This is a genomic window from Jeotgalibaca dankookensis (assembly GCF_002005405.1).
Classification (GTDB): domain Bacteria; phylum Bacillota; class Bacilli; order Lactobacillales; family Aerococcaceae; genus Jeotgalibaca; species Jeotgalibaca dankookensis.
This window is the reverse complement of sequence record NZ_CP019728.1, coordinates 1128556-1155127: the sequence shown is the minus strand read 5'-3', so window position 1 is coordinate 1155127 and position 26572 is coordinate 1128556. Positions and strand designations below refer to the sequence as shown.

Below are 26572 nucleotides of genomic sequence, written 5' to 3'. Positions count from 1 at the left end.
CAATTCAATTTGTCAGTGCTATTTTTTGACTTTCATTCGTGTTAATCTTAACTTAATGAGTATTATAAAAAAAGGAAACTGGAGCGAAAAGAATGGATCAAACGAACAGTAATACTTTTACATTTATATCCAGGGATGGAACAGAGATTGTTGTTTACAAGTGGTTACCAAAAAAAGATATTAAAGTGAAAGGGATTGTGCAGATTTCTCATGGTATGGCTGAAACAGCAAGAAGGTATCACCGCTTTGCAAAGGAATTAAACGCAAATGGCTTTATCGTTTATGCTAATGATCATAGAGGACATGGTCAGTCAGCGGAAAGTATTAAAAATTTAGGCTATTTAGGCGCAGAAGATGGGTTTCGGTTACTCGTAGAAGATATTGCGCGACTCTCAGACCTGATTAAAGAAACCTATCCTGACCTTCCTGTCTATATGTTTAGCCACAGCATGGGGTCCTTTGCTGCGCAGAGGTTTATCATGGATTACCCTAATAAAATCGAAGGTCTCATTCTAAGCGGGTCGAATGGCCGACAAGGAGCATTATTAGGAGTAGGAAAAGGTTTAGCAAAGCTAGAATCCAGTGTTCGAGGGAAAAAAGCCAAATCAAAACTGTTAGATAAGCTTATCTTTGGTACCTATAATAAAAAGTTTGAACCAAAACGAACGGGATCAGAATGGCTAACAAGAGACAAGGATGAGCTGGATAAATATATAGAAAATCCCTATTGTGGGGGCGTATTTCCAGCAAGTTTCTTTTATTATTTTATAGATACATTGCAGTATATTGAAGACGAAAATAATTTTAAAAAAATACCCAAGCAATTGCCAATCTTGATTATATCGGGAGACCAAGACCCAGTTGGAGATTTTGGTAAAGGTGTTAAAAAATTGTATAAGAGATACGAAGAAGTTGGCGTAAAAGACCTTTCAACAAAACTTTATGAAGGAGCTCGACATGAATTGTTAAATGAAATCAATAGAGACGAAGTAACAGCGGATATCGTTGAGTGGTTGTTAAAGGAGAACAAATGAATAAATTATTGGTTATAGAAGACGATAAAAATCTATTGCGTGTCTATCAATCGTTTTTGCAGAAGCATAATTTTAACGTTTTAACAGCTGAGAATGGCAAACAAGCTTTGAAAAAAATGGAAAAATATACGATTGATCTGATTATTACCGATGTGATGATGCCTGACTTAGATGGGTATCAATTTTCACGATTATTGAGGGAAACAGGTGATCAAACGCCCATACTTATGATTACAGTAAAAGATACGTTTGAAGACAAGAAAAAAGGTTTTCGAATCGGTATTGACGATTATATGGTTAAGCCAATTGATATGAATGAAATGATTTTGAGAATAAATGCTTTGTTGCGACGAGCAAAAATATCTCATGAGAATGAACTAACGGTAGGCAATACGACCTTATATGAAGAAACACTAATTATGAACGAAGATGGGGAAGCCATTGAAATGCCTCAAAAAGAATTCCAATTACTTTATAAGCTTTTATCCTATCCCAATAAAATATTTACGAGACAACAGTTAATGGATGATATCTGGGGATACCAATCAGATTCCGATGAGCGGACGGTTGATGTGCATATCAAGAGGTTAAGAAGTAAGCTACAGAACAACCATGATTTTGAAATTATAACGGTAAGAGGGTTGGGATATAAGGCGGTTTTGTTAAATGAAAAATAAGATTAAAGCAAATGTGTGGCTCTATTTCTCACTGGTTGTTTTTAGTCTGATTCTTGTTTCAGCCCTAGGGGTGGCCTTAATTTTACTAATAGCCACTTACTTTGATATTATTCCTAAGGACAAAGGGAGCGTTTATCTCATTATTTTTATTGCTTTATTTCTCGCTTTAATAAGTAGTGGTATTTCATCTCTGGTAGGTAGAAAATTTCTACAACCCATTGTGGCCTTGCGGAAAAGTATGCGACTTGTGGCGCAAGGAGATTTTTCAGTACAAATTGAAGAAGAAAAGGCTGCCGAAGAAGTGCAAGAATTGTATTCAGATTTTAATTTAATGGTTCGAGAACTGGGTGGCATTGAAACATTGCGAAATGATTTTATATCAAATGTTTCGCACGAATTTAAAACACCTATATCGGTCATACAAGGTTATATCCAACTTCTTCAAAGTGAATCCATCCCAGACGAAGAACGAAGGAGCTATTACAAACGTATTTATGAAGGGAATCAACAATTAATTACTCTAACAGATAATATTCTCCAACTTACGAAACTTGAAACCCAAACGATGGGATATGAGAAAGAAAAATTTCGATTGGATGAACAAATACGGGAGAGTTTATTGTTTCTTCAACCAAAATGGGAAGAAAAAGAATTGACTTTAGATATCCAGATTGAAAAGATTACTTATTCCGGCAATAAAGAACTTCTCTACCAAGTTTGGTTAAATATATTTGAAAATGCTATTAAATATAACAATCTAAAAGGTAACATTACCGTTAAAGCAACTAATTTTGCCAACCAAGTAGTGATTGTTATCAGCGATACGGGTGTAGGAATTAAAGAGGAACACCATCAAAAAATATTTGAAAAGTTTTTTCAAGAAGATAATAGTCGGAAAACAAGTGGAAACGGACTCGGGTTCCCATTAGTACAACGCATATTAGAGTTGCACCATGGAACGATTCAAGTTGCGAGTAGTCGCGGAAGAGGCGCTAGCTTTACGATTACCCTCCCGCACGAAAGTTCATCTTGAGTTCATATACCTTTGTTATCCTCCTCTTACAAGTAAAATAGGAGGACGCAGAGATGATACGAATTATTACAGACAGTGCAGCAGATATAACACTAGAAGAAGCCAAAAAAAATAATATTGATATTGTACCTTTGAAAATAAGCTTTAATGAAGATGAAATAAAGCAAGAAAAGACCGAAGACTTTGATTTATTTTATCAAAAATTGATGACTGCCACTGCTTTGCCATTAACAAGCCGGCCTTCACCAGAACAATACTTAGAATATTTTAAAAAAGCCGAAGAAAAAGGTGACGATGTTCTAGTCTTAACCCTTTCTAGTGGGCTAAGTGGTACCTATGAAAGTGCTATGGTAGCGAAAAAGATGTCACCTTATAAAGTAAAAATTACTATTATTGATACAGAGCAAGCGATTTTAACACAACGTATGCTTGTCGAATACGCGGTTCAATTACGTGATTCGGGAAAAAAAATAGAAACAATCACAGAAAAAGTAAATGATTTGAAAGATCGTGTTGTCGTTTGTGGTTTAGTTAATACCTTAAAATATTTAAAAATGGGCGGAAGAATACCAAAAAGTTTGGCATTTATTGGTGAAAAATTAAATATCAAACCAATCATTATTCTTGAAGACAAATCATTAAAGGAACTTTCAAAAAAACGCGGTAGAAAAGCCGGGAAAAAATCCCTTCAAAAAGAATTAGAAAAAGAAAAATTAGATCCTGATTTCCCGGTTTATTTTGGATATACGCTCAACAAAGAAGAGGGTTACCAATTTAGAAAAGAAACAGAAGAAAAATACCAGTTAACTCATTCCAAACTATTCTCAATAGGTGGCGTGATTGGAACACACGTTGGACCTGAGAGTTTAGCTATTGCTTTTGTAAGAGAAAAATAAACAATTTTTGGAAAGGCATCTTTATGCTTTTCTTTTTTTTATCTATTTTTTTAATTAAACAGCAAGCTAGCATATCTGTATTTTTTTTGGTATAGTAGGGATATAAGTTTAGGTGCGCCTAAACTATTTTAGGTTACTATTTAAATAATTATGTGGAGGTAAAAGTGTGAGTAAAACAATTGATGTGAAAAACCTAGATGTTTCATATTCTGGAAATAAAGTCTTGCAAGATATTAATTTCTCACTTGAGTCCGGAAAGCTAATTGGAATACTTGGTCCTAACGGAGCAGGGAAGTCGACATTAATAAAAGCAATGTTGGGTCTCATATCAAAAGATAGTGGTGACGTTAGCATATACGGAAAATCAGTTGATGAAATGCGAAAGGATATCGCCTACGTCCCGCAAAGGTCTAATATTGACTGGGATTTTCCAATTCTAGTAAAAGATACTGTTCTTTTAGGTACCTACCCAAAACTTGGTTTATTTAAACGACCAAGTCAAAAAGATAAGGAGTGGGCACTAAAGTGTCTTGAAAAAGTTGGGATGGAAGACTTTGCTGAGAAGCAAATAGGTGAACTATCAGGTGGCCAACAACAACGTGTCTTCGTTGCGAGAAGTTTGGCTCAAAATGCAGACGTCTTTTTCTTAGATGAACCTTTTGTTGGAATTGATGTTTCGAGTGAAGAAATTATTGTGGATATTCTAAGAGAATTGAGAGATCAAGGGAAAACAGTTTTTGTGATTCACCATGACTTAAGTAAAGTCGAAGGATATTTTGATGATATCATTTTGATAAATAAAGCACTGTTTGGAGCTGGTCCGGTTGAGGATGTCTTTACACCTGAGATTATGGAAGCAGCATTTAAGACACCATTATCAGTACTTGAAACGATGGGAGTGAAAGGATAATGGATTTTATAAATGATTTAATGACCTATGGATTCTTACAGAAAGCCCTAGTAACATCCGTAATGGTCGGTATTATTTGTGGGGTAATTGGAAGTTTTATTGTTTTAAGAGGAATGTCTTTGATGGGAGATGCAATTTCTCATGCGGTCTTACCAGGGGTAGCAATCTCTTACTTACTTGGGATTAACTATTTCTATGGTGCGGTAGTAGTAGGAATTTTAACTGCCTTTGGAATTGGTGCTATTAGTCAAAATAGCCGTATAAAAACAGATGCAGCTATTGGGATTGTTTTCTCATCTGCCTTCGCTATTGGGATTATCTTAATCACCAAAGCGCAAAGTGCAACAGACCTGACACAAATCTTGTTTGGTAACGTCTTGCATGTCAGAACATCAGATATGTGGATTACGATGGGCGTAGGGGCTGTTGTCTTGTTAGCTGTCATTCTTTTCTATAAGGAACTGCTTATTTCAAGTTTTGATGAAACCATGGCATCTGTTTACGGATTGAATACGCGTTTTATACATTATAGTATCATGGTTCTCTTGACACTTGTAACGGTTGCTTCACTTCAAACCGTTGGTGTTATCTTGGTAGTATCGATGCTGATTACACCGGCTTCAACTGCCTATTTACTGACAGATCGATTGTCAATCATGATTGTACTCGCGTCCATTTTTGGAGCAATAGCAGCCGTAGCGGGTATTTATTTTAGCTACGTTCATGACCTTCCATCTGGTCCAGTCATTGCGCTTGCAACCACCGCTATTTTCTTGATTGCTTTACTCTTTTCACCAAAACGCGGTTTATTATGGCCAATGTTAAGTAAGAAAAAAGAGGTTACTGTTTAATAGATAAAAAAATTAGGAGGAAACAAAACAAATGAAGAAAATATTTAAATATTTATTAGCACCTAGTGCGGCTCTTATGCTGCTGATAGGGTGTGGAAGCAACGAGGCAACAACAGACGAAGCAAGTAATAGTGATGATAAATTACAGGTTGTCTCGAGCTTTACCATTATTCAAGACCTTGCCAGAGAAATCGGTGGCGATGATGTTTCCATTCATAACTTAGTTCCAACCGGAACAGATCCACATGAGTATGAACCACTTCCATTGGATATGAAAAAAGCAACAGACGCTGATATCTTATTTTATAATGGTCTAAACCTTGAAGGTGGAGAAGATGGCTGGTTCTTTAAAATGATTAATTCTGTTAATCAAGATATGGATAACTTGTATAGTTTAACGGAACGTGTAGAACCAATGTACCTAAGTGGTGAAGATGGTAAAAAAGATCAAATAAATCCTCACGCATTTATTAACCCTGCTGTTGGTATTAAGATGGCTGAAGATATGCGTGATGCTTTCATAGAAAAAGATCCAGAAAACAAAGGAAATTATGAAGAACGAGCTACAGCTTATCTAGAAAGATTAAAAGAAGTTGAAAAAGAATACCGCGAACGTATTAATGATATTCCTGAAGAAAAACGTATCCTTGTAACAAGTGAACGTGCTTTCCAGTATATGGCTGATGAATATGGATTAAAAGAAGGGTTTATTTGGGCAATTGATACCGAAGAAAATGGTTCACCAGAACAAATTAAATCATTGATTGCTTTTGTAAAAGATAACAATGTACCTGTTCTCTTTATTGAATCAAATGTAGATACCAGACCTATGGAAACTGTTTCTAAGGAAACAGGCGTTCCATTTTCCGAAAAACCAATCTACTCTGACGAAATTGGGAAACCAGGGGAAGAAGTAGATACTTATATGAAGTATCTAAATTATAATATTAATTTAATTCATGATGAACTGAAAGAACATTAAAATATAGAGTAAAAAAAAGCTATCCCCAAGCGAATCATTCGCCTAGGGATAGCTTTTTAAATAATAAAATAATGATGCGGCCAAGAGGACTTGAACCTCCACGGGATTTCTCCCACCAGCCCCTCAAGCTGGCGCGTCTGCCATTCCGCCATGACCGCTTAAGAATTAACAGAACTACTATAGTATAATTCTGATTGTAGTCTTTGTCAATAAAAAAAGAAAAGATGCTCATGCATAAGCTAGCATCTTTTCCGTTTCAACTTCATTATTAATAGCCTTGTCGGTTATTTTTAGGAATAAATAGTTGTGGCGTTGTACGTAAAACAATGAGCAGAACGACAATCGTAAAGGTACCTGTTGCAAGTGCGCTAATACTGTTCATGGTAATCGAATAAAACCAAGGACTCCATCCTTCTGGGGCAAATTGTCCCCAAAAGTAGTAACCAGCAATTGTATGCCAGAAGTAACGTGCAAAAGTACCAACAAGTGAAGCTAAAATAATAACTAAAACAGAGTGTTTTGCATCATTGTTATTTAAATCTGCTCTCATTTTATTTGCCCATAAACCAGCAAAACCAGTAAATCCAAAGGCAACGAAATATTCAATAAACCCTTGAAGAGGGGTAAGAATATAAGCAGTTCCCACTAAAATATGCAGAACCCCCCACAAAAAACCAGCCGCAAGTCCTGGTTTCAATCCACGACGCAAAGCATATAAGACCAGAACAGGTTGCCCAACGGTTATCGAAAAACTCGGTCCAATATTGAGCGGAATAAAAGACAAAGCAGTCGCTAGAGCGGCTATAATAGTTGCTTCAATCCAAACTGATAAATTTTTTGACATAAAAACTCCTCCTTCTGTGGTAGAATCTCAAAAAACCTACAACAAAGGAGGAGGATACTTAAAAGGTTTCCTCAACTCACACAATTCCTACGCTCGTATTAACGAAACAGGTTCGAAGGGTTAGAATAGTTCATTCAGTCTCAGCCAATAAATGGCCCCCCTTTGTGATAAGTAATGATTCAATTAATGATACTTTAGCATACTTTTTAAATAAAGACAAAAAAATCTTAATTTTATTCAAAATCCATATCAATTTCAGGCTCTTTTTTGAAATCATAAACGCCACTTCCTTGCATTTCAAAAGCATCATCTTGTGGTGTATATCCGATATCGACATGCGCTTGGTAAATATCCATTCTAGGAAAACGATTATTCGATACGCCGTTTACTAAAAGAAAAGGCTCTTTTAGAGTTGCTTCTAAACAGCAATCGATAAGGTGACACAGATCGCGTTCAGATAAATAAACAGAAAAAGCGTCTGCGTTGGAGATATCTGGGGAAATGTCGCCATTAAAGGCGCCTATTCGAATACCAATTGCTTCTTGGCCGTTTGTGTAAGCGTGATAGCTAGCCAAGGCTTCCATGAATACCTTAGATACACCATATAAATCCGCTGGCCTCGGATAATCAGAAGTCTTAACTTGTACATTATCTGGGTAGTTATCAATAGCGTGAACGGAGCTAGCAAAAATAATACGTTTAACCTGATTGGTTTCTTTTTTAGCTTCCTCAAATAAATTATAAGTTAGCTTGAAATTCATATCCAGAAGAGAATCATAAAAACCTGCATCCGGACTTGGATCGCCAGCTAGGTGGATGACATAGTCAGTCTCCTCTAATAAACCACTCCAGTTCTCAGGTTTAATGAGATCTGCTTTTTTGATGGTAGAACCATCCATTAAATGTTCTGGCATTTTTGAAAAATCGATATCCACAAGTGTCAATTGATGATCCTTTTTTAAATGCTCAACTAAAACAACGCCGATATTACCAGTTGCGCCGGTTATTAAGATTGAAGACACAATATAACCCCCTCTATAATAGATGCTAGTGTCATCGTAAAATGTAACGCCTTTAAAGTCAAATAATAGTCTAGACTTATTTATTTGGTATGATACTCGTCTAAAAGTGTTAGACTAAATAGTAAACACGTAATGAGTATTTACTTCTAGAAAAGAAAAGAATTGAAAATAGTTTTCAGTTATACTTAGATAGACTAGAAGCTGAGGGAAGGGGAAAGTTAAATGACAGAAATGGATTACGAACTATATATGGATACGGCCGTATTGGCTGGACAAATTATGCTTGAGAGCAATGCGGAAACCTATCGGGTTGAAGAGACGGTTACGCGTATTCTTGCTCTAACCGAATTAGGAATGATTGATGCTTTAGCTATAACGACAGGGCTGGTAGCAACCCTTGATAACTACGACATGCACGCGATTACAGTTGTTAAACGTATTTCGAATCGAAATACAAATCTAGGAAATATTACGCGTGTTAATGATATTTCTAGACGTGTAACCAGTGGCCTGCTTCCAATTGAGGAAGCCTTTCAGCTATTAAAGGAAATTAATCGCATCCAATATAATCCCTGGACGCAAGCGATAGCCATCATTGGGTTTATCCAGACAATTGTAATTCTCTATCAAGGTGGATTAACAGAATTTATTGCGATTATACCCGTTTCTATCAGCGTAGCATTCGTACAATATTTTGGAAATCGTTGGCATATTAAACCTTTTGTGTTGGATATGGTAGCAAGTTTCTTAATAGCGATTTTAGCAATTGGTATCTCTAAACTCATTCAAACGCCTCTTTCGCAAAACATTATGATTGTTTCGGCTATTACTCCTTTATTACCAGGAACAGCTATGACGAACGGTGTTCGAGACATATTCCGTGAGGATTATATGTCCGGAGGTGCAAAAATATTAGAGGCTTTTCTCATTGCTATTTTTATTGCAATCGGAATCGGAACTGGGTTAGTGTTAGGAGGCCGATTATTTAATGGATGATATTCTTGTACAATCGCTCGTAGCTTTTGTCGCAGATGTTTTTTTTGCGGTCCTTTTAAAATCACCGAGGCGCTCTTTGTTTCAGATTGGCTTAACGGGAGCAGTAGGGTGGTTCATATATTTATTGAGCGTTCCTTATGTGGACAAGGTTGTGGCAACTTTATTTGCGAGCTTAACAATTGCTTTATTATCTCAATACTTTGCGCGAGTATTAAAAACACCAGCGACAGTGTATTTTTTACCTGCTTTTATTCCATTAGTTCCTGGTGAAGGTGTTTACCGGGCCGTCTTTGCGTTTATCGAAAGTGATTATAGTAGTGCGACAGTTCATTTAAATGGCGCTTTATTGATTTCTGGAGCGATTGCTGTGGCAATATTTCTAGTGGATTCCTTGATTAGCTTAAAATTACGATTGAATTTTATTAAATTCAATAAAAAAGAAGATTAAAGTGAGACTGTAATAGATTTGTAATGTAACTAGTAGCTGGTAGTAACGAAAAAATGATACAATTGTCAAGAGGGGGAGAAGACGTGTCTGAAAATAAAAAATCGCGCGTTCAGCGCAATAAAACAAAAAATAACCGTTCTGATTTAATCCTGAAATTATCAATTGGTCTTTTAGCAATGGCACTTATTATATTAATGTTTGAATTCTTTTATCCAGGTTCCAACCAAGATCCTGAAGGAGATATCTTAGCGGGCATGGACCAACAAGAAGAATCATCTTCTGTCATGGCATCTTCTAGTTCACCTGAATCTATCGAAACGAAAGAATCTGAAAGTGAAGCAAAAAAAGAAGAATCAAAAGAAGAGTCAAAAGAAAAACCAAAAGAAGAACCAAAAAAAGAAGATGAAATTATCGAAGTAGCATCTGATGACCCCAATGTTATTAAAGCATATTCGGGGGAGTGGGAACCGGTAGAAACGAGTCAAGGTGGACCACATGTAACCAATTATGAAGATGGAAGTGCCGATCGTATTGAGATTAGACGAGCAACATCTCAAGTAACAGGAGTTTCTGAAGATGATATGATAGAATATTGGGTTGGCAGTGATGGTGGCGCTGAAGACAAAGTAACATCAACTATACTAGAAACGTCAACGCAACGTTATTATAAAGTTTATCTAACTTGGAATGATGGACAAGGTTGGCAAGTAACACGTTATGAAGAAATATATGATTTTATTCAATAAGAACGAAAAAGACGCATCAACACATTCACGTGTTGATGCGTCTTTTAATTTTCTTCCTCATAACGCATTTCCATTTCCTTCATTTCTAAGAAACTGACTTGGTCCAATGTACGTGTTGCTAGAAATAAATTAAAATCATCCCGAGCACTATGATCAGCTGCGTCCCATAATGCAAAATCAGCTTCACTATTATTATCCCAATCTAAGTCATCTTGGAACAAAAACATCTCTTTACGCCACTCTTTGTATGCTTGGTATAACACTAAATCCATTTACATCCCTCAATTTCTTTTTTAAACTATTAAAATAATAACAAGTGACTAAACACTTATAAATAGTATAATTGAGTAAGAAGGAAATGTCAGTGATAAGGTATTAGAATATGTTTATGAAAATAAGAAGGGAGAACGTCTATGACTACTTCTGAACGTAGAAAAAAAATTCTGGCAACTTTAGAACAAAATAAAGTGCCAGTGAGTGCAGGCGTACTTGCTGAAAAGTTTTCAGTCAGTCGACAGGTGATTGTTGGAGATGTTGCGTTATTGCGTGCAGAAGGGTTTGAAATACAATCAACTCCACGTGGCTACGTGATTCCAGCTAAAGAAGAAGCTGAACTTCAAGGGTTCGTTGGAAAAATTGTTTGTCAGCACAAACCAGAAGAAACGGAAATAGAATTGTATACGATTGTAGACAAAGGGGGAGAGGTTCTTGATGTCAGCGTGGAACATCCACTATATGGTCTACTATCAGGTAGCTTAAGAATTAGGACTAGAAGTGATATTGAAAATTTTATGGCAGATTTTAAAAAAGGACAAACTAAAATGTTAGCAACCCTCACCGATGGCATTCATATTCATACGATCAAATGTCCAGATTATTCTACTTTTGAAGAAATTAAAAAAGAACTAAATGGATTAGGAATTTTATACAGTTGACTTTACAAAATAAAAACTTATAATCAATGACAGGTGTCAAGACACCTGTCATTGATTATAAGTAAATAACACAGGAGAGTGCCATTATTTTGAAAACGAAAACGAGAACACGTACCCTAACAATCGCAGCATTGTTAATAGCAATTGGGATTTTAATCCCTATGGTATCACCATTAAAAATTATTCTAGAGCCAGCTTCTTTTACTTTGGCTAGCCATGTTGCCACTTTCATTGCCATGTTTATTTCGCCTACTGTTGCAATTGCAGTCGCAATTGGAACGGCATTTGGTTTTTTACTTGGCGGATTTCCCATTGTCATTAGTTTACGAGCCATGAGCCATGTTATATTTGCTTATTTTGCCGGTAACTTATCCGCAAATTATTACGATCAAGGTTTACTTTTTTCAGTAATGGGCTTGGTTGGACTGGGAACGATTATTCATAGTATGGTAGACTTAGAACTAGCTCGTATTGTTTGGCGGGCGGTAGAAAAAAATTAAATCGGTCTCAGGGTGGATGGAAAAATTTATCCTGTAGCTTTATACTGAATAAATAGGAGGTTAGATGGATGCTAAAAATTAGGAAAGTATTATTGACTATGATGAGTTTATTAATGCTAACTGCTGGTATCAATTTATCAACAAAAAATGTACAGGCGAGTGAGAAGAGGATTGATACAACGGTTATCGATGAAAAATGGGGAAAACCAACATTCGTTTATGGTGGAGGTCTTTCCGAATCGCAAATAGATAACACGATAAAGCTGTTAGATATTGAAGAAATAAATAATGCTAATAGCATGCCCGTGACGGGAGAAGATTTGGCTAATTATTTGAATGAAGGAGCGGCGGATACATCCGTTATGATCTCTTCAGTTCTGGTTCAAAAGAAAAATAGTGGTACCGGTGTTGAAGTTTTAATTAAAACTCCCGAAAATATTACAGAAATCACTGAAGAACAGTATACAAATGCTGCGATTACAGCTGGGGTTTCTGACGCACAAATATTAGTTGCGAGTGTTAGCCGAGTAACAGGTGAAAGTGCCTTAACCGGTATCTATAAAGCGTTTGATGTCAATGGTGAAGGATTAGAGCAGGATCGAATGGAAGTTGCCCAAGAAGAACTTGAGACAACCAATGCCATTGCGCAAGAAAATCAAGATCAAGAAGGATTTGAAACAGATCGACTGAATCAGGCGATTATTGAAATTAAGCAAGAGCTTGCTGACTTAAAGGATCAAGTTGGCAATTTAGCAACCCGTGAAGACATTGAGCGTATTATTAACGATGCCCTTGCCAACAATCAATTAGAAGATTATGTGACCCAAGAGCAATTTCAACGGTTATTAGATTTATTTGAAAAATATCAAAGTACCTCTGCCATTGATTCCGCCCAAGTGAAGGAACAACTGAAAGATTTGTCAGAAGAGGTTAAAAATAGAGTGTCAGGTTTAATCGATCAAGCAGAAGAGAGCCGCATCATTGATCGGATTGGAACATTCTTTAAGGAAGTATGGCAATCCATACGTAATTTATTCAACTAAAAAAACAGTTCCCACTAATGGGAACTGTTTTTTATTGTGATTAGAGTGCGTATATAAATTGCGCAAATTGAATCATAAAAGGAATGGTTAGGATGGATATAAGGGAAGTTAAAACGACAATACGTGCCCCGTATTTATAATCACCACCGAATAGACGACCTAAAATAGCAGTATTTGCTGCAGCAGGTGCTACTGAAGCAATTGTTAAGACGAGTTCGACTTCTGCATTATTAATGGGTAACAATTTAATAATGATAAACGCCAAGAGCGGTGTAATGAGTAGCCGCATAGTTGCTGCTTTATAAGCGGGTCTACTTGTAAAAATTTCTTTGAAGTTACTGTTCGCCAAATAACTACCGATAACAATCATCGCGAGTGACGTATTCAAAGCCGCTATGCTATCAACAGCTTTCCAAATAAAAGGTGGAAGAGCAATTTGGGTAATAAATAGAAACAAACCAATTGTGGCACCAATCATGGCAGGATTTAGAAATAACTTTTTAATACTCATAGAATGTCGATTTCCAGAAATAAGCGTTTGTCCATAAGTCCACTGCATGACATTTGTGACCATAATAAAGGCAGTCATGAAAAAAACGCCCTCTATTCCAATTAAAGCCGTTACAATAGGAATTCCAAAGAAACCTGAGTTTGGAAAAGTAACACTGTATTTAGCGATTCGATCATTTTTATCAAAAATAAAATAGTTTAAGAAAATTCGGCTGAGGACCGTTAAAAATGCTGCAATAGCAGCCCAACCAAATAGTTTTAAACGGGACAAGTCAAAGTCAGTATGAAATGAAGCGATCATTGCGGCTGGCATAACGTACATGGTTAAAATAGTCGAGATTTGCCTCGTACCTTCACTATCAAGTGTTTTACTTTTTATAAGTGCAAAACCGAATATGGCGAGCGTTAGCATGGTTAACATTTGTTGCAAGAGAATTTGAAACATATGGTAACCTCCTTTTCAAAATAGTCCGTAAAGAGCATACCATATAAATAAGTAAGTGAAAGTTAAAAAAACAAAAAATAAAAAAATTAAGGTATAATAAGGTAAATCGTTTCATAAGGAGGCAAAAAAATGGATTTAAAAGAAGAACAAATCAATGCACTCGTTTCAGATGCAAAAAATATTAAGACAAAGGCCTACGTTCCTTATTCACATTTTCCAGTGGGGGCAGCTATCCTCTATAAAAATGGGGATGTTATTACAGGGGTAAATATTGAGAATGTTTCTTTTGGTGCGACAAATTGTGCTGAACGGACGGCACTCTTTACAGGCGTAACAAAAGGATACGGGAAAGAAGATGTGGCTGCAATTGCTGTGTCTGCTAATATGGAAGGTTATATTACACCTTGTAGTATTTGTCGCCAGGTAATGGTGGAATTATGCGACGCTGACACACCGGTATTTTTAACGAATGGAAAAGATGAGATTAAGCGCGTTACAATCGATGAATTAGTGCCTTATGCATTTGACTCCTTAAATAATTAAACTAAAGAAGAAGCGAAAAAAATCGCTTCTTCTTTAGTTTTAAATTCTGATTAATAAATATCCCATAAGAGCCATGACTATATAATAAACACTCAAGCTAATCAATGCTTGATAGAATTTTTTACTTGTTTTTTCATTTTCTAAAGTAAAAATGTAACTAATTATATAGGAGAGGTGATAAAGGCAAACAAATAGAAGAGCGGGCACCCCTAACCCAATAGGCACAATCATCGCTACGATAAAGAAAACAATGAGTAAAACGTGGTAAAGCGTATTAATACTAGTAAAGTATGCAAGCCAATGGTTAAAGGTAGCGGTTTGCGCTTTGTCTTTACTTTTGAACAAGTAAGAGAGTCCAGTTAAGACAATAATATTAAAAAAGAAGAAAATACTTAGTTTTAAAAACCATTCAAACCCATTAAAATTGACGACTAAAGCGGGTAAAATTGAGATTGATATGAAGAATTGATAAGTTTGATCAAGAGCGGCTACTACTCGCGTTACAATCCCAGCTGAAAACAGAGCTGATAGTAAAACTGTTATGTACCCGTGTAAAGAGTAAACTTCATTGGGATAAGAAGTTTTAAAAGGCGTACGGACATGAGCTGCCATGTACCTGACATAACTTAAGAAAGGCGCCATAATTTTTTTAAAACTAAATTGATGCTTCTCTTTTCGAGAAACTTTTTGGGTACGATTTTCACTCGTCTCCACTTCAGTTAAATCAAGTCCACACATCGGACAAGTGGCTGCATCGGCGGGAATGGTGCTTTGACAATAGAAACATTTTTTCATTTTATTACTCCTTTTTTTAATCCAATATGACTAGCATAATCTAGTTTCAAATTTATCACAAGCTATTTTTTAGTTGCGTATTGTAAGACATCTCCTCTAAAAGATGATACCATAGTATTACAAAGATAGAAGGAGTGAAGGATTTATGAAAATGGTTCATACTTGTGTACGCGTTAAAGATTTAGAGAAGTCATTAACGTTTTACAAAGAAGCATTCAATTTTGAAGAGGTTAATAGAAAAGATTTTCCTGATAATAAATTTACCCTCGTATACTTATCCTTACCAGGAGACGATTACCAACTAGAGTTAACTTACAATTATGATCATCCTGGATACAATCTTGGAGACGGTTATGGCCATATCGCCATTGCAGTTTCTGATGTTCCGCAAATGCATGAAAAACATAAAGCTGCAAATCTTGAAGTAACCGATTTAAAAGGACTACCGAACTCAGAATTTCGCTATTACTTTGTAATTGATCCAGATGGCTATAAAATAGAAGTTGTTCAAGATCGCTAAATAAAGCTTGCTAAATGTTTATAAGCATGTTATTCTTTTATACATGCGACGAGGCGACTTGCAATCCTTTTGTGATTGCAGTTAAGGCGGGACATACGTGTTTAACACAACCACGGTAAGTGGATGTTTGATAAAAACTCGGTGTGAACGAGGTTTTATCCATGAGAAATCATGCCGCAGAAAGAGCTGTATTCCTTCGGGAGTACAGCTCTTTCTATTTTGTTTGTTATAAAAAGTAAGCCCTTTCAAATATAGCGAAAGACTGATAAAATAGGGCTAAGCGATTGTATAAGGAGGGGTACAAATGAAGAAGAAATTATTATTATTTTTTATATTATTACTTGCAGGGTGTTCGTCAAACCTACAAGAAGATACTGTGAACTCAACGGAAGGTTTGGCTGAAGTAAATGAAATGACTCTAAATGAGCAAGGGGATATGAGAGAAGAAACTGACCTAGGTTTAATAGGCGAAAAAGTTATTAAGACAGTTTACCTAGATTATGAAACACTTGCTTATGAAGATTCGCAAAAATATCTGTTAGAAAAAATTGCAGACTTCCAAGCCTACATTGAATACTCTACCGAATCTAACAATGGGTTACAAAACGAAACCTTTAACAATCGTGTGCCTCTACGTCAGGTCCACTATACTTTACGGGTTCCAACTGAAAATTTAAATGCCTTTTTAGATGCTTTATCTGGTATGAACGCAGTAAAAACGAGTCAACAGATTGGGGCTGAAGATGCTACTAAGAATTACCGAGATATAGAAGCTAGAATAAGCGTTTTGAATCAAAAAGAGGTTCGTTTGCAAGAGTTATTGGAAGATGCTGAAACTGTGGAGCAACTTCTATTAATAGAAGATAACTTGAGTGAAACAATTGCAGAAAGGGAAATTTTACAATCACAACTTGATAACATCGATGATTTAATCGATTATACGCAAGTCTATGTCCAACTTTCAGAAAAGCAACGTCTCTCTCAAAACCCGGGTCAGGCAGTTTCATTTTGGCAACGTGTTAAACATGCTCTATTAGACTCCTTGTACAGTTTCTATTATTGGATGCAAGATGTCGCTGTTTGGTTGATTTACGCCTTACCTTATATTCTTATTCTTGGCTTTTTAATTACTCTTTTTATTGTTCTTTACAAACGTTTCATTGCAAAGAAAAAGAGATAAGACGGAGGGGCAGCTGTGAAAAAGAATAGACTGTATATCATATCTTTAGATGCATTTGGTGATTCTGATTTAGAGTTTGCGGCGACGTTACCTCATTTTAAAAAAATACTCAATCAGAGTGCACAAGTTACGGGAATAAGAACAGTATATCCTTCGTTAACATATGTTGCTCATACATCAATTGTTACAGGTATGCATCCCCAAAAACACGGAATCGTAAATAATACACAATTCCAACCTAATCGAGTGAATCCCGACTGGTTCTGGTATGCAAATTCAATTCGAACACCTACTATATTTGATATTGCCAAACAGTCTGATTATAAAATTTGTACCTTACTCTGGCCTGTGACTGGAAGGAGTAAGGTTATTGATTATAACTTAGCAGAAATTTTTCCTAATCGACCTTGGCAAAACCAAATCATGGTTTCTGGATACGCATCAACGCTGTCATATGCGCTAGAAATGGATAAGAAATTTAAACATCTCCGGAAAGGAATCGAACAACCGGAGCTAGATAACTTTGTAACAGCAGTAGCCGTCGATACTATTTTAAATAAAAAGCCAGATTTAATGGCAATTCATCTGGTTGATTTAGATGCCATGCGACATGCAAATGGCATTTCAAGTAACCAAGCAAGAGCCGCCATTATTCGAATGGATCAGCACTTAGGTGACATTCTTGAAGCTGTGGAAAAGATGGGGATTAGGGAAGACACTGTTTTAGCTATTCTGGGTGATCATTATCAAATTGATACGCATACGGTCATTCGACCGAATCATCTTTTCGTTGAGAAGGGCTGGATAACGGTAAATCGAAAGCAGCGTATTTGCGATTGGAAGGTTATTGTCAAATCAGCAGGTGGTGCTGCATATATCTATCGTCAAGATAACGCGATAACAGAGAGTGAAATTTTAGAAGCACTAAAAGGGATCTACCCACGTATTAAGCATATATTTACAAGAGATAGTAACCAAGTTAAAGAAGCGAATACCTCGGCTTTGTTTATGTTGGAAGCGAAAAAGGGATATTATTTTAGTGATGAACTCAGCTATCCTTTTATGGAGACAACTGCAAAGAACGTAGCAGGAAGAACGTTGTTAAAAGCCAATCACGGGTTTCATCCTGAAAAAAGAAATTATACAACGATGTTGCTCTTGTCTGGCCCAGGTATCAATGAACAAGCTCGAATAAGACAAGCAAGTCTCTTAGATGAAGCACCAACACTACTGCACGCAATTGGCCTTTCATTTAATCATAAAACTGACGGGAAAATATTAAGAGACGTATTCATTTAAATTGTTTATTAAATATTTATAAAGTATTTTTTTGAAAAAAATACTTTATAAATATTTTGATATTGACATGCTTAAAATGGCGTGAAAATGTCTAACATGTTATTATGGTAATGAGAGTTACTTCATTAAATTTTAATCTAATAAGTTGTTAAGGGTATGTGTGAGGTAGAGGAGGATGATAGTTGATGAAGACATCAATATATGAAGATATTGAAAAAGAACTGTATTTATTTAATAATGGTGAACTTTTTGAAAGTTATCGTACTATGGGAAGTAAACGCAGTTATGAAAACAGCCAAGATGGTTGGCGTTTCACTGTTTGGGCTCCAAATGCAAAATCGGTTGCCTTGGTAGGCGATTTTTCTGACTGGAACCCAGTACCTATGGAAATGGTGGGAACAACAGGAACTTGGTCAGTTTTTACCCCGGAAGCAGAGGAACACCAGTGTTACAAATATTTAATAGAGTCCCCTGATGGTATTAAAAAATACAAGATTGATCCTTACGCATTCGCTTATGAAGTGCCTCCCAAAGACGCTTCAATTATTCAAGATTTACCAGATAAGAAGTGGACAGATGGCGCTTGGCTTGCGAACAAGAAGCGTAAAACCTCTAATAAAAAACCGCTTAACATTTATGAAGTCCATGTTGCTTCTTGGCGAAAACATGCAGATGGCACTCCTTATTCATTTGATGAATTAGCCGAAACGTTAATTCCATACGTAAAGGAAATGGGCTATACACATATTGAAATTATGCCCGTTATGGAACACCCTCTAGAAGCTTCATGGGGGTATCAAATTTCAGGTTATTTTGCAGTTGCCGCTCGTTTTGGCAATATTTTAGAATTCCGTGATTTTGTTGAGAAAGCACATAAAAATAATATAGGAATTATCTTGGATTGGGTACCAGGTCATTTTTGTAAAAATGATTACGCATTACCGTATTACGATGGGACGCCTACTTATGAATATCAAGATCCGAATCGCGCAATTAACAATCGGTGGGGAACCAATAATTTTGATTTAGGTAAGAAGCAGGTTCATAGCTTCCTAATATCGAATGCAATGTATTGGATGAAAGAGTTTCATGTAGACGGTATTCGAGTAGATGCTGTTTCAAATATGATCTACCTTGATTATGATGAAGGACCTTGGACGCCAAATGAAGATGGTAGTAACCATAACCGCGAAGGTGTTGCATTTTTACAGAAAATGAATTCAGTTCTATTAGCACAAGATCCAAATATGCTGATGATTGCTGAGGAGAGCACCTCATGGAAGGATGTTACAGAACCAGTAACTTCAGGAGGCCTCGGTTTTACCTATAAATGGAATATGGGCTGGATGAATGATACATTAAGATTTTTTGAAATGGATCCGCTTTTACGTAAAGACAATTACCACTTAATTACCTTCTCATTTATGTATGCGTTCAATGAACATTTCTTGTTGCCATTTTCACATGATGAAGTTGTTCACGGTAAAAACTCCTTATTAGGAAAAATGCCTGGCGACCGCTACAATCAATTTGCAGCTTTGCGGACCTTGCAAGCTTATCAATTTGCGCATCCTGGTAAAAAATTAAACTTTATGGGTTACGAAATTGGACAGTTTTTAGAGTGGCGTTTTTATGAAGAATTAGAGTGGGGCATTATGGATCAACCATTTAATTCTGAATATCAACAGTTTATAAAACATTTAAACCACTTATACAAAGATCAAAAAGCCCTTTACGAAATAGATGATTCCTATGCTGGAATAGAATTAATCGATGCGGATAATAATGTGGAGTCTGTGCTCTCGTTTATTAGAAAATCAGATAAGGAACGGGACTTTTTAGTGATTGTCACAAACTTTACACCCGTAGAGCGTCGAAACTTCAAAGTAGGTGTTCCTTACCGAGGAACTTACGAAGAATTATTAAATACAGAAATGAAAGCGTTTGGTGGAACTTGGACACATGGCCTGCCAGATATGAAAACGCAAGAAGAACCATTTAAGCAATTTGATTACACGGTTGAGTTAACTGTACCGGCCCTGGGAACCGTTTATTTACGTCCCAAAAGAATTTACGGATTAAATAAAAAATAAGCACGATATGAGGAGGGGAAGGGAAGGACTACGCGTTCTTCCTGATACATATGAAAAATAAAATGTTAGCAATGGTCTTAGCGGGGGGTCAAGGAACACGTTTAGGTAAGTTAACACGTGAGACAGCTAAACCGGCTGTTCCGTTTGGTGGCCGCTACCGTATTATCGACTTCGTACTAAGTAACTGTGCAAATTCTAATATCAAAGAAGTGGGAATTGTTACACAATATGAGCCGCTAGAGCTTAACGTTCATATTGGAAATGGTGAGCCCTGGGGTCTTAGTGGTCACGGAAAAGGCGCGACTATCTTACAACCATTCACCAACTCCCAAGGAGAAAACTGGTTTAAAGGGACAGCAAATGCAATCACACAAAACGTGAGTTTTATTGATTCAAGAGATCCAGATACCGTTTTAGTTTTATCCGGAGATCATATTTATAAAATGGATTACGATGCTATGTTAAAAAAACATATCGAAACAGGTGCAGATTTAACAGTGGGTGTCCTTCCGGTTGATATTAAAGAAGCCTCTCGGTTTGGAATTATGAATACCGACGATACAGGACGAATTATTGAATTTGAAGAAAAACCAGCTGAACCTAAGAGTAATCTTGCTTCAATGGGTATTTATATTTTCAATTGGAAAAAACTACGTAAATATCTATTAGAAGACAAAGAATCAAATGAAGAAAATAAAGAAATGCTTGATTTTGGGCATGATGTTATACCAGCATTTCTAGAAAATAATGAAAAAATATATGCCTATGCTTTCAATGGTTATTGGAAAGATGTCGGAACAATTGATAGCTTATGGGAAGCGAATATGGAGTTTTTAGATCCAAACCATAGTTTAAATATTCGCGATGATGACTGGAGAATCTATTCTCGCAATATGATTGCGCCACCTCAATTTGTATCAAAAAATGGTGAAGTGAAAGAATCAATGATGGCTGATGGTGCTTATATCGAAGGAAAAGTAGCGCATTCAATTATTTCTCAAAATGTTTCCTTAGGAGAAAATAGTACTGTAAAAGACAGTGTTATTATGGCGAATGCGAAAATTGGTAAAAACGTTAAAATTGAGTACGCTATTATCGGTGAATATGCCAATATTAAAGATGGTGCTCAGATTATCGGAACACATGATGATATACACGTTATTGGTTACGAAGAAGAGGTAGGAGGAAATGATTATGAGAATGAATAAAATATGTGCGATTTTAAGTTTGACTGAACCAAGCACACGAGATATGCAACCATTAACAACCATGCGACCAGTAGCGGCACTGCCTATGGCAAGCCGATATCGTGCCATTGACTTTCACCTATCAAACTTCAGCCATGCTGAGATGGATTCCGTAGCAATCTTTATAGGTGGGTCTGGACGTTCTATCTATGACCACATTCGTAGTGGTGCGGTATGGAACTTAGAATCGGATTTAGCTGGTGGGATTTTTACATACTCACAAACTTATATGAAACAATTTATGGGAGAAAGAAATAATGAGGAAAATGACTTCTATAACGACCAAAAAGAGTTCCTCATCAAGTCAAAATCTGAATACGTAGTTGTAAGTGCCGGTAAGATTATTACCTCCCTCGATTTTCAGGATGTCCTCAAATTCCATCTTAAAAATAGTGGAGATATTACATTAACTTATAAAATGGTTCCAAAACAAGAAGTACAGGGTCATCAGTATGAGCGAGTAGTTCGTTTAGATCAAGATAAAGACGTACTAGAGTTGGTTCCAAGCCAAGACTATGACTATCAAGATGACACCGTAGCGCTTAATTTAAATACCTATCTACTCAGTGTAGATAAAATATTAGAAATTATCGGACGAGCAGAAAAAGAAAGTATTCACATGGATATCGATCGTTTGGTTACCTATTATTCGCAATTCTACCAAGTAGATGCTTATGAGTACACAGGGACTATGGTTAATCTGGATTCTATTCAGGCTTATTACGAAGCAAATATGTCCTTACTGAATAAAGATTACTATGACAAAGTCTTCCATGGTGAACGTCGAGTCATTACCAAAGTGAAGAACGAGGCTCCAACATATTATAGTTGCGATGCTAACGTTAAAAATACGATTCTAGCTACAGGCGGCTTTATTTCGGGAGAAATAGAAAACTCTTTAATCTTCCGGAAAGTTTCAGTAGATAAAGGTGCAGTCATTCGCGATTCTATTGTGATGCAAGGATCTAAAGTGGGTAAAGACGCGATTCTTGAATACTGTATTTTAGATAAAAATGTGACAATTGAACCAGGCGTGGTCCTAAAAGGGTCGAAAGACAACTTAATCATTATTGAAAAAAATAAGACCGTAAGAGCCTAGAAAAGAGGGCAATATGAAAGTACTATATGCAGCAGCTGAAGCAGCACCTTTCTTCAAGACTGGTGGATTAGGTGATGTCGCCGGTGCTTTACCGAAAGAATTAAAAAAACAGGGTGTAGATATTCGTGTTGTCTTGCCCTACTATAGTAGTATGCCGCAAGAGTATAAGGACTTAGTGGAAGATCTTGTTTATTTTTATATGGAAGTAGGACCTAAGCATGTCTATTGCGGGATTAAGACACTGGAATTAGATGGCGTAACGTATTACTTTATCGATAATCAAGATTATTTCAATCGTCAAAGCCTATATGGCGAGTGGGATGATGGAGAACGGTTTGGTTTCTTCTCCATGGCAATTATCGAGATGATGGAAAAAATTGGCTTTATTCCCGATGTTATTCATGTAAATGATTGGCAAACTGCCATGGTTCCAGTGTTACTTGTTGATAAATATCATTGGGTTGAAGCGTATAGAGGAATTCGTAAAGTACTGACTATTCATAATATTTTGTTCCAAGGTATCTATACACAGGATATTTTGAGTAATGTTTTTAATACTGGCTATAATATTTTTCATGAATCCGGCGTTGCATTTCACGATAATGTTAACTTCCTTAAAGGCGGAATTAATTTTTCCGATATAGTTACAACCGTCAGTCCTTCTTATGCAGAAGAGATAAAAAGACCGGAATTTGGGGAAGGTTTAGAAGGTACGTTGCAGTATAATGATTGGAAGTTACATGGCATTATTAATGGGATTGATTACGATATTAATAATCCTAAAACCGATAAACGTTTAGCTTATCATTATGACAGTCATGATTTTAGTGGGAAAATAGCGAATAAAAAGGCACTACAAGAACGCCTTGGCTTGCCTGTTGATCCAGATATCCCTCTTATTGGTGCTGTTAGCCGATTAACATCACAAAAAGGATTTCAATTAGTAGAAGAAAAAATTCAGGAATTGATGGGTAATCGCAATGTTCAAGTAGTGATTTTGGGAACAGGTGAGGCTAATTTTGAAAATTCTTTCCGGTATTTTGATTATGCTTATCATAATAAATTTCGTGCAGTGATTGATTTTGACATCAATTTGGCACAACAAATTTATGCTGGATCTGATATCTTTTTAATGCCTTCTGCTTTTGAACCATGTGGATTATCCCAAATGGTCTCGATGCGGTATGGAACCTTGCCTCTTGTGCATGAAATTGGTGGACTAAAAGATACGGTTATTCCTTATAATCCTATTACTGGTGAAGGAACAGGCTTCAGTTTTAACGGATTTAATGGTTATAATCTACTAGGAACGATATACCGAGCTCTTGATGTGTACGAAAATGATTCAGAGCAATGGCATAAACTAATGAAACAGGCGATGAGTATTGATTTTTCATGGGAAAAACCAGCGCAATCATACTTGTCTCTATACAAATCACTGACATAAATATTCGCCTTAATTGGTAAAATGGAGGAAATACATGCAAAAAATGGATGTTTCACAATTTAAAGATAGATACAAAAAGAAGTTTCAAGAGAGATTTGCTTTTAACTACGAAAATGCTACGAAACAGGAACAATTTGTGGCATTAGGTCATCTAGTTAAAGATTTATATTCATCAGATTGGAAAGAAACAGTTGATACGTATCAAGAAAACAAACAAAAACAAGTCTATTATTTTTCAATGGAGTTTCTACCAGGAAGAATGCTGAAAAGTAATCTATTAAATCTAGGTATTTTAGATGTTGTCCAAGAAGGACTTGCCGAGCTAGGTCTAGACCTTGACGAAGTAGCTAGTGGCGAAATGGATCCGGCTCTTGGTAATGGTGGATTAGGCCGTTTAGCATCTTGCTTTATGGATTCATTAGCTTCAACGGGACTGCCCGGAAATGGGAATGGAATTCGCTATCGTTATGGCCTTTTTAAACAGAAATTTATAGATGGACACCAAATTGAGTTACCAGAAAACTGGTTGCGTAATGGAAATGTTTGGGAAGTTCGCCGTGAAAACAAAGCTGTTACTGTTCGTTTTGGCGGACAAGTCAGTTTAGAACCAGATAATGAAGGTAATATGCATGTGACTTATCACAATACCCAAAATATTCTTGCTGTTCCTTATGATACGGCAATGGTAGGCTACCAGAATGGTACCGTAAATAACTTACGTTTGTGGTCAGCAGAAATCCCTTATGGTGAAGAATACCTCTTCCCGACTGAAGAAGAGCGAAATGGTGTAAAACAAATCACTGAATACTTATACCCAGATGATTCCAACTATGAAGGCTTACTCTTGCGTTTAAAACAAGAATACTTTTTCTCTTCTGCTGGTGTACAAAGTGTCGTTCGCTATTTCAAACAACTGAATTTAGACTGGAGCTACTTACCAGATAAAATCGCAATTCACATCAATGATACGCATCCAACCCTAGCGATTCCAGAACTTATGCGTATTTTGATGGACGAAGAAGGTTTGTCTTGGGAACAAGCTTGGGAAATTACTAAAAAGACCATAAGTTATACCAACCATACAATTTTACAAGAAGCGATGGAACGTTGGTCAATTGATATGATGAACCTCTTATTGCCACGTATTACTCAAATTATTATGGAAATTAATCGTCGTCATATCGAAAAGAAGACACCTTTATACGGTGAGGATTTAACGAATCGTACAGCTATAGTAGCTAACGGTGAAATAAAAATGGCTAATCTAGCAATTATTGGGAGTCATAGTATCAATGGCGTTGCAAAACTCCATACTAATATTTTGATTAATCATACCTTACATGATTTCTATTTAATGTATCCGAATAAATTTAACAACAAAACAAATGGCGTTACAATGCGTCGTTGGTTACAAATTTCAAACCCTGGTTTAACAGACTTACTTGATGAAACCATTGGGACGGAATGGAAAACGAATGCAAATGATATCATCCTTTTAAAAGCATACGCAGAAGATAAAGAAGTACTAGCGCGTATTGATGCTGTTAAACTTGAAAATAAAAAACGATTTGCCAAGTATGTGTCAGAAGAGATGGATATTGAAATTGATCCAAACGCTATTTTTGATGTTCAAATCAAACGCTTGCACGCCTATAAGCGTCAACTGCTAAATGTGTTACATATCTTGGATCGTTACCAATATATCAAGGATAACCCAGGAGTGGATATCCCGAAACGCGTCTTTATTTTTGGAGCGAAAGCTGCGCCAAGTTATCACTATGCAAAACAAATTATTAAGTTAATCAATGCAATTGCTGAAATGATTAATAATGATTCATCACTCAATGATCTAATTAAAGTAGTCTTTGTTGAAAACTATGGTGTTTCTTTAGCTGAATTAATTATTCCAGCTGCAGATGTCAGTGAGCAAATTTCACTTGCAGGTAAAGAAGCTTCTGGAACAAGTAACATGAAGTTAATGGCAAATGGTGCTTTAACGATTGCAACAATGGATGGCGCAACTGTTGAAATTTATGACTATGTTGGCGAAGAGAACATCTATATTTTTGGTATGAGTAATGAAGAAGTGCAAAAATTAAATGCCGCTAACTCTTATAACTCGCGAGAAATTTATGAAAAGAATCCGGCTGTTAAACGCGTATTAAACATGCTAATCGATGGTTCCATTCCAGGGTTAGAAGATGAAGGGCAAGATATTTTTGACAGCTTAGTAAAATACAATGATGAGTATTACTTATTAAAAGATTTTGATAGCTATATTAACGCGCACAAGCAAATTGATAAAGATTTCCGTAATCGTGAAACTTGGAACCGTCGTGCGCTCTTAAACATTGCAAGTTCTGGACCGTTCTCGGCTGACTATACAATTGAACGTTATGCGGATGAAATATGGAAACTAGGAGCACAACGTGAACCAGAAGATTTAATTTAATATAATTTTTAAAAAGAAGCAGTTA

The 26572-nt window shown here is 36.3% G+C and carries 27 protein-coding genes, 1 tRNA gene and 1 riboswitch; of the genes, 22 read left to right on the top strand and 6 right to left on the bottom strand.

Annotated features, from left to right (window positions below; genetic code table 11):
- Positions 1–92: 92 nt before the first annotated feature.
- From BW727_RS05715 to BW727_RS05685, 7 genes are all read left to right on the top strand, one after another.
- Positions 93–1034, top strand: coding sequence for an alpha/beta hydrolase (locus BW727_RS05715; protein ID WP_062468989.1), 942 nt, complete (start codon positions 93–95; stop codon positions 1032–1034).
- The gene (locus tag BW727_RS05710; RefSeq protein ID WP_062468992.1) at positions 1031–1711 is read left to right on the top strand and encodes a response regulator transcription factor; all 681 of its coding nucleotides are present in this window, start codon (positions 1031–1033) and stop codon (positions 1709–1711) included. The genes BW727_RS05715 and BW727_RS05710 overlap by 4 nt, the downstream gene beginning before the upstream one ends.
- Positions 1701–2744 (top strand): HAMP domain-containing sensor histidine kinase, encoded by a 1044-nt coding sequence (locus BW727_RS05705; protein WP_062468994.1) that lies wholly within the window; start codon positions 1701–1703, stop codon positions 2742–2744. The genes BW727_RS05710 and BW727_RS05705 overlap by 11 nt, the downstream gene beginning before the upstream one ends.
- 53 nt (positions 2745–2797) lie before the next feature.
- Positions 2798–3640, top strand: a complete 843-nt coding sequence (locus BW727_RS05700; protein WP_217994416.1) for a DegV family protein — start codon at positions 2798–2800, stop codon at positions 3638–3640.
- Positions 3641–3806: 166 nt separating this feature from the next.
- On the top strand, positions 3807–4550 hold the full coding sequence (locus BW727_RS05695; protein WP_062468997.1) for a metal ABC transporter ATP-binding protein: 744 nt from the start codon (positions 3807–3809) through the stop codon (positions 4548–4550).
- The gene (locus tag BW727_RS05690) at positions 4550–5401 is read left to right on the top strand and encodes a metal ABC transporter permease (protein ID WP_062468999.1); all 852 of its coding nucleotides are present in this window, start codon (positions 4550–4552) and stop codon (positions 5399–5401) included. Before BW727_RS05695 ends, BW727_RS05690 begins: the two co-directional genes overlap by 1 nt.
- 31 nt (positions 5402–5432) lie before the next feature.
- A complete protein-coding gene (locus BW727_RS05685) occupies positions 5433–6383 on the top strand; it encodes a metal ABC transporter solute-binding protein, Zn/Mn family (protein ID WP_062469002.1) in 951 nt (316 codons plus the stop codon).
- A 75-nt stretch (positions 6384–6458) separates the two neighbouring features.
- Here the strand turns inward: BW727_RS05685 and BW727_RS05680 are convergent.
- The 3 genes from BW727_RS05680 to BW727_RS05670 all read right to left on the bottom strand — a co-directional run bounded on the left by BW727_RS05680 (position 6459) and on the right by BW727_RS05670 (position 8249).
- Positions 6459–6541: transfer RNA gene (locus BW727_RS05680), tRNA-Leu, on the bottom strand.
- A 110-nt stretch (positions 6542–6651) separates the two neighbouring features.
- Positions 6652–7227, bottom strand: coding sequence for an energy-coupled thiamine transporter ThiT (gene thiT, locus BW727_RS05675; RefSeq protein WP_062469005.1), 576 nt, complete (start codon positions 7225–7227; stop codon positions 6652–6654).
- Between the two features lie 67 nt (positions 7228–7294).
- Positions 7295–7399: riboswitch (TPP riboswitch) on the bottom strand.
- 61 nt (positions 7400–7460) lie between these two features.
- Entirely contained in the window at positions 7461–8249 is a 789-nt protein-coding gene (locus tag BW727_RS05670; protein ID WP_062469008.1) for an NAD-dependent epimerase/dehydratase family protein, read from the bottom strand.
- A 222-nt stretch (positions 8250–8471) separates the two neighbouring features.
- Here BW727_RS05670 and BW727_RS05665 point away from each other — a divergent pair, with 222 nt between their 5' ends.
- The 3 genes from BW727_RS05665 to BW727_RS05655 all read left to right on the top strand — a co-directional run bounded on the left by BW727_RS05665 (position 8472) and on the right by BW727_RS05655 (position 10439).
- On the top strand, positions 8472–9245 hold the full coding sequence (locus BW727_RS05665) for a threonine/serine exporter family protein (RefSeq protein WP_062469011.1): 774 nt from the start codon (positions 8472–8474) through the stop codon (positions 9243–9245).
- Positions 9238–9693, top strand: coding sequence for a threonine/serine exporter family protein (locus BW727_RS05660; protein ID WP_062469015.1), 456 nt, complete (start codon positions 9238–9240; stop codon positions 9691–9693). The genes BW727_RS05665 and BW727_RS05660 overlap by 8 nt, the downstream gene beginning before the upstream one ends.
- A gap of 83 nt (positions 9694–9776) precedes the next feature.
- Complete coding sequence (locus BW727_RS05655; protein WP_062469018.1) at positions 9777–10439, top strand: YrrS family protein; 663 nt, start codon at positions 9777–9779, stop codon at positions 10437–10439.
- A gap of 44 nt (positions 10440–10483) precedes the next feature.
- Here BW727_RS05655 and BW727_RS05650 read toward each other — a convergent pair whose 3' ends face one another.
- On the bottom strand, positions 10484–10711 hold the full coding sequence (locus tag BW727_RS05650) for a hypothetical protein (RefSeq protein WP_062469020.1): 228 nt from the start codon (positions 10709–10711) through the stop codon (positions 10484–10486).
- A 141-nt stretch (positions 10712–10852) separates the two neighbouring features.
- On the opposite strand from BW727_RS05650, the gene BW727_RS05645 reads away from it, so the two are divergent.
- The 3 genes from BW727_RS05645 to BW727_RS05635 all read left to right on the top strand — a co-directional run bounded on the left by BW727_RS05645 (position 10853) and on the right by BW727_RS05635 (position 12917).
- Positions 10853–11374, top strand: a complete 522-nt coding sequence (locus tag BW727_RS05645) for a transcription repressor NadR (RefSeq protein ID WP_062469023.1) — start codon at positions 10853–10855, stop codon at positions 11372–11374.
- A gap of 89 nt (positions 11375–11463) precedes the next feature.
- Positions 11464–11874: a hypothetical protein gene (locus tag BW727_RS05640; RefSeq protein ID WP_077795774.1), complete on the top strand. Its 411-nt coding sequence runs from the start codon at positions 11464–11466 to the stop codon at positions 11872–11874.
- A gap of 68 nt (positions 11875–11942) precedes the next feature.
- The gene (locus BW727_RS05635; protein ID WP_077795773.1) at positions 11943–12917 is read left to right on the top strand and encodes a DUF1002 domain-containing protein; all 975 of its coding nucleotides are present in this window, start codon (positions 11943–11945) and stop codon (positions 12915–12917) included.
- Between the two features lie 40 nt (positions 12918–12957).
- Here the strand turns inward: BW727_RS05635 and BW727_RS05630 are convergent, their stop codons facing one another.
- Positions 12958–13872 (bottom strand): AEC family transporter, encoded by a 915-nt coding sequence (locus BW727_RS05630; RefSeq protein WP_062469026.1) that lies wholly within the window; start codon positions 13870–13872, stop codon positions 12958–12960.
- Positions 13873–14001: 129 nt separating this feature from the next.
- Between BW727_RS05630 and cdd the strand changes: the two genes are divergently transcribed.
- Positions 14002–14415: a cytidine deaminase gene (cdd, locus tag BW727_RS05625; RefSeq protein ID WP_062469029.1), complete on the top strand. Its 414-nt coding sequence runs from the start codon at positions 14002–14004 to the stop codon at positions 14413–14415.
- Positions 14416–14454: 39 nt separating this feature from the next.
- On the opposite strand, the gene BW727_RS05620 is transcribed toward cdd, so the two are convergent.
- On the bottom strand, positions 14455–15210 hold the full coding sequence (locus tag BW727_RS05620; RefSeq protein ID WP_062469032.1) for a zinc ribbon domain-containing protein: 756 nt from the start codon (positions 15208–15210) through the stop codon (positions 14455–14457).
- 145 nt (positions 15211–15355) lie between these two features.
- On the opposite strand from BW727_RS05620, the gene gloA reads away from it, so the two are divergent.
- The 8 genes from gloA (at position 15356) to BW727_RS05580 (ending at position 26547) form a co-directional block, all read left to right on the top strand.
- Positions 15356–15730, top strand: a complete 375-nt coding sequence (gloA, locus tag BW727_RS05615) for a lactoylglutathione lyase (protein WP_062469035.1) — start codon at positions 15356–15358, stop codon at positions 15728–15730.
- 304 nt (positions 15731–16034) lie between these two features.
- A complete protein-coding gene (locus BW727_RS05610; protein WP_062469038.1) occupies positions 16035–16910 on the top strand; it encodes a DUF4349 domain-containing protein in 876 nt (291 codons plus the stop codon).
- A 15-nt stretch (positions 16911–16925) separates the two neighbouring features.
- Entirely contained in the window at positions 16926–18209 is a 1284-nt protein-coding gene (locus tag BW727_RS05605; RefSeq protein ID WP_062469041.1) for an alkaline phosphatase family protein, read from the top strand.
- A gap of 185 nt (positions 18210–18394) precedes the next feature.
- Positions 18395–20302 carry a 1,4-alpha-glucan branching protein GlgB gene (glgB, locus tag BW727_RS05600; protein WP_062469044.1) on the top strand — a complete coding sequence of 636 codons (1908 nt, stop codon included), beginning with the start codon at positions 18395–18397 and terminating at the stop codon, positions 20300–20302.
- Positions 20303–20352: 50 nt separating this feature from the next.
- Positions 20353–21510, top strand: a complete 1158-nt coding sequence (locus BW727_RS05595) for a glucose-1-phosphate adenylyltransferase (protein WP_062469047.1) — start codon at positions 20353–20355, stop codon at positions 21508–21510.
- Positions 21497–22648, top strand: a complete 1152-nt coding sequence (glgD, locus tag BW727_RS05590; RefSeq protein ID WP_062469050.1) for a glucose-1-phosphate adenylyltransferase subunit GlgD — start codon at positions 21497–21499, stop codon at positions 22646–22648. The genes BW727_RS05595 and glgD overlap by 14 nt, the downstream gene beginning before the upstream one ends.
- A 13-nt stretch (positions 22649–22661) precedes the next feature.
- Positions 22662–24095, top strand: coding sequence for a glycogen synthase GlgA (gene glgA, locus BW727_RS05585; RefSeq protein ID WP_062469053.1), 1434 nt, complete (start codon positions 22662–22664; stop codon positions 24093–24095).
- Positions 24096–24138: 43 nt separating this feature from the next.
- Entirely contained in the window at positions 24139–26547 is a 2409-nt protein-coding gene (locus BW727_RS05580; protein ID WP_062469132.1) for a glycogen/starch/alpha-glucan phosphorylase, read from the top strand.
- Positions 26548–26572 lie beyond the last annotated feature (25 nt).